5 protein-coding genes are annotated in these 4,141 nt (G+C 70.9%); 2 read left to right on the top strand and 3 right to left on the bottom strand.

Annotated features, from left to right (window positions below; all coding sequences use genetic code 11):
• On the top strand, positions 1-807 hold an 807-nt coding region (locus A33M_RS20630), incomplete at its 5' end, for a VWA domain-containing protein (protein ID WP_052027155.1).
• A gap of 145 nt (positions 808-952) precedes the next feature.
• On the opposite strand, the gene A33M_RS20625 is transcribed toward A33M_RS20630, so the two are convergent.
• From A33M_RS20625 to A33M_RS20615, 3 genes are read right to left on the bottom strand one after another with little or no spacing between them, the layout of a single operon-like run.
• A complete protein-coding gene (locus A33M_RS20625; RefSeq protein WP_008391537.1) occupies positions 953-1,906 on the bottom strand; it encodes a D-2-hydroxyacid dehydrogenase in 954 nt (317 codons plus the stop codon).
• 22 nt (positions 1,907-1,928) lie between these two features.
• On the bottom strand, positions 1,929-2,783 hold the full coding sequence (locus A33M_RS20620; RefSeq protein WP_052027154.1) for a hypothetical protein: 855 nt from the start codon (positions 2,781-2,783) through the stop codon (positions 1,929-1,931).
• A 25-nt stretch (positions 2,784-2,808) separates the two neighbouring features.
• On the bottom strand, positions 2,809-3,009 hold the full coding sequence (locus tag A33M_RS20615) for a hypothetical protein (RefSeq protein WP_040622250.1): 201 nt from the start codon (positions 3,007-3,009) through the stop codon (positions 2,809-2,811).
• Positions 3,010-3,344: 335 nt separating this feature from the next.
• Here A33M_RS20615 and A33M_RS20610 point away from each other — a divergent pair.
• On the top strand, positions 3,345-4,141 hold a 797-nt coding region (locus A33M_RS20610), incomplete at its 3' end, for a DUF2336 domain-containing protein (RefSeq protein WP_157223596.1).

Below are 4,141 nucleotides of genomic sequence, written 5' to 3'. Positions count from 1 at the left end.
CGCGCCGGGCATCTGCAGAAGACGAAGCTGCGCGGACGGCCCGCCGGCACCCGGCGCGGCGAGCCGCGCTCGGGCGGCGCCCGCCTCAACGTGGTCGAGACGCTGCGCGCCGCCGCCCCCTGGCAGCCGCTGCGCCGGCGCGAGCGCGAGCAGGCCGGCGGCCGCGAGAGCGCCGCGCGGGTCGAGGTGCGCAAGGACGATTTCCGCATCACCCGCTTCAAGCAGAAGACCGAGACCGCCACCATCTTCGTGGTCGATGCCTCGGGCTCGGCGGCGCTGCACCGGCTCGCGGAAGCCAAGGGCGCGATCGAGCTTCTGCTCGCCGAGTGCTACGTGCGGCGTGATCAGGTCGCGATGGTGTCGTTCCGCGGCAAGGCGGCCGAGCTGCTTCTTCCGCCGACACGGTCTCTGGTGCGGGCGAAGCGCAACCTCGCCGGGTTGCCCGGCGGTGGCGGCACGCCGCTCGCCTGCGGGCTCGATCTCGCGGTGGTGCTGGCCGACCAGATCCGCCGCAAGGGGCAGACGCCGTTCGTGATCGTGCTCACCGACGGCTCCGCCAACATCGCCCGCGACGGCTCGCCCGGCCGCCCCAAGGCGGAGGAGGACGCGCTGGCGTCCGCCCGTTCGGTGCGCGCCGAGGGCTTGACGGCGCTGCTGCTCGACACGGCGCCCCACCCCCGCCCGTTGGCGCGAAAGATCGCCGAGGAGATGGGGGCGATGTACCTGCCGCTGCCCTATGCCGACGCGGCGGCGATCTCGGGGGCGATCAAGGCGGTGACCCCGCCCCGCGAAACGCTCGCGGGGTGAGCGGAGACGCATCGCGACTGGCAGCCCTGCACCTCTCCCCGCAAGCGGGGAGAGGTCGGACCGCGAAGCGGTCCGGCCGAGGGGCAGATCGCGTGAACGACCCGCCCCGACCGGGGTCGTCACCGGCCGGTCCGCTCGCCCCCGATCAGCCGACCAGATTGGTCGGCTTGCCCGCGACGAAGTTCTCCACGTTGTCGATCAGCTGATCGGCGAGCGCTTGCTGCGCCTCGGTCGAGGCCCAGGCGACGTGCGGCGTGACGATCACGTTCTTGCGGGTCGCGAGACGCATCAGCACGCTGTCGGCCGCCGGCGGCTCGGGCAGCGTCACGTCGATGCCGGCAGCGGCGATCAGCCCCTCGTCGAGCGCCGTCTCGAGATCGGCCTCGACCACCAGCCCGCCGCGCGCGGTGTTGACCAGGATCGGCTTCTTCTTCATCCGCCGGAACTGATCCATGCCGATAAAGCCGCGCGTCTCCTCGGTGAGCGGGCAGTGCAAGGTGATCACGTCCGAGGTCTCGATCAGCTCGTCGAACGACACGAGATCCGTCGCGCCCGCCGGGGGCTTGGGATCGTACACGGCGATCGACATGCCGAAGGCGCGGCCGATCGCGGCGACCCGGCCGCCGAGCGACCCGCCGCCGACCACGCCCAGTTTCTTGCCCGAGAGCCCGAGAATGGGGTTCGAGAAGAAGCAGAACTGCGCCGCCTTCTGCCACTCGCCGGCGAGCACGTCGGCGCGATACGGCACGATCGAGCGGGCGAGCGACAGGATCAGCGCAAAGGTGTGCTCCGGCACGGTCGCGGTCGCGTAGCCGCGAATATTGGCGACGGCGACGCCGCGCGCCTTCGCCACCGCGACGTCGACGCAGTCGGTGCCGGTCGCCGCCACCGCCACCAGCTTCAGCTTCGGCAGCTTCTCGAGCGTGTCGGCGCGCAGGTTCACCTTGTTGATGATCACGATCTCGGCGTCCTGCGCCCGCGCCACCACGTCCTGCGGCGCGGTGCGGGGATACTCGGCCCAGTCGTGCGGGAAGGACGGGCGGCGGACATTCACTTGCGGCGCGATGGTGTCACGGTCGAGAAAGACGATACGTTGCATTCCAAGGGCACTCCGACGGTCGTTATTTGGTCACCGAATAGGTGACGGCACGCCGCATCTCCGGCAGGCCGGGCAGCGGATAGGACGGGACGAACACGATGGTGCCGGGCGCGATCGGCGGCCCGGGCAGCACGCGCGCCTCGGCGATGCGGGTCTTGAGCAGCATCAGCGAATGCTCGACCTCGACCGCCGCCGGCATCGGCGTGGCGATCACGAGGCGCTCGAGCGCATAGCCGTAGGAGGCCGCGCGGTTCACCAGCGACTGCTGCACCCAGCTCATGATCAGCGCGTTCTCGGCCATCCGCGCGCCGGCATTGCCGGCCTCGGCCGGCGTCAGCGCGGTCACGTGCGCGAGGCTCTTGCCGCGCTTCATGTCGAGATCGAGCACGCGGCGGGCGATCGCGGCATAGGCCGGGATGCGGACCACGTCGTTCCGGATGTCGTCGTTGAGGCGGGCGAAGCGGGCGGTGGCCGAGCGGAACGGCGTCGCCATCAGCACCTGCTCGTAGGCCGCGATGTTGAAGACGCACCACTCCTCGCGCACCCCACGGGTGACGCCGTACTCCTCGAGGATCTGCTCCCAGCGGCCGCGTTCGTAGGAGGGCTGGATCAGCGGAAAGGCGAGATCGCGCAGATGTCGCTCGTCGTCGGTCAAAGGATAGGCGGAGGCCGGCAGGCCGGCCTTGGCGGCGACCGCGGGGCCCATCCAGTCGTGCACGCCGTCCGACACCAGGCCGGGCTTCACCCGGCCGAAGTCGCCGTTCGTCTGGCAGCCGCCGAGGCCGAGCGCGAGCGCACCCACGAGCGCGAGAGCGAAGCGCCGGGCGCACGCGCCCGCCCCCCGCGAGACGCGGGACGCGCCGGGCGAACCCGACATCCCCACTCCGCTCACGCCGACACGGTCATTGCGGTGCCGAGCGGCGACGGCGCCTGCGCCGGCCGGTTCCGGTGCCGCCGTCGTCCAATTCATCACTGGGCTCCTCGTGGCGAGCGATTCGCACGACCGGGAGGATGATGATGCTCGCCGGCTCGCCGGGTGTGGTCCGGATCTGCCCGTGGCGCCAACTCTGACGGGCGTCGGGGAAAACGACGATGGTTCCCATGGGCCCCCTCCTTCGGATCGGGATGATCCGCAGCCTGCCCGCGCGATTAAGGATCGACTTCGGTTAATCATCCGTTAAACGAAAAGATCTTGCAGTCGAGGCGTGGACGTTGCGCAACACCCGCAAGTCGAAGCGGCCTTCTGCCATGCGAAAACGTCGGCACGGACGGTCGCGAGGCATGCGAACACCACCTCGCCACGGATCTGAACATTCGCTTCAATTCGATCGAATTCGTTAACGGGTCGTTGGGGTTAAGGCTCCGCTAACGATGCCCCGCTAGGCTCCCTGCCGGTCGTGAGACCACCTGGCGGGGGCTTTGTTCGCGTATGTCGTCCTTGTTTCCTGGTCTGGACAGCCTGGTGGGGCTGGCCCGGCACGGTGTCGACCCGAAGCCGACACTGTTGCGGGTCCTCACCGACCTCTACGTGCAGAAACCGATCCACAGCGACGACGAGGAGCGCCAATTCGTCGAGCTGTCGCTCCGGCTGATCGACGCGGTCGACCCGACGACGCGCGAGCTGGTCGCGCGGAAACTCGCCGCCTATCCGGGCGTGCCCGAGCTGGTGATGGCCCGCCTGCAGGGCAAGCGCGTCGGCGAGCTGCCGCCCGCCCCGCCGCCGCAAAACGGCCGCCGCCGCGCCGATGCCCGCGCCACCACCGCCGCCTTCTTCGCCGGCTCCGACAGCGAGCGGCGCGAGATGCTGCGCGCGCTCGACAGCGACGAGCCGCTCGCCCCGACCGGCTGGCCGGTTCCGGCCGAGGCGGTGTCGCGGCGGCTCGAGGAGAGCGTGCTGGCCGGCCGGCCGGGCGATTTCATCCGCGAGCTCGAACGGGCGCTGCAGGTGTCGCGCAGCCTCGCCGAGTGCGTCGTCAACGACCGCGGCGGCGAGGCGATGGTGGTGGCGGCGCGCGCGCTGGCGCTGCCGGTCGACGTGCTCCAGCGCATCCTCTTGTTCGTCAATCCGGCGATCGGGCATTCGGTGCGGCGGGTCTATGCCCTGACCGACCTCTATCACGAGATCAGCCTGGCCGCGGCGCTGCGGCTCACCGCCTGCTGGCGCGAGGCCGAGCCGATGGCGGGCTCCCGCAAGGCCGCGCCGGCGCCGGGCTCCGCCCCCCGCCCCGACTCGAA

The organism is Rhodovulum sp. PH10 (assembly GCF_000293785.1).
Taxonomy (GTDB): Bacteria; Pseudomonadota; Alphaproteobacteria; order Rhizobiales; family Xanthobacteraceae; genus Rhodoplanes.
The sequence above is the reverse complement of the archived record's forward strand: the minus strand, read 5'-3'. Positions and strand labels throughout refer to the sequence as shown.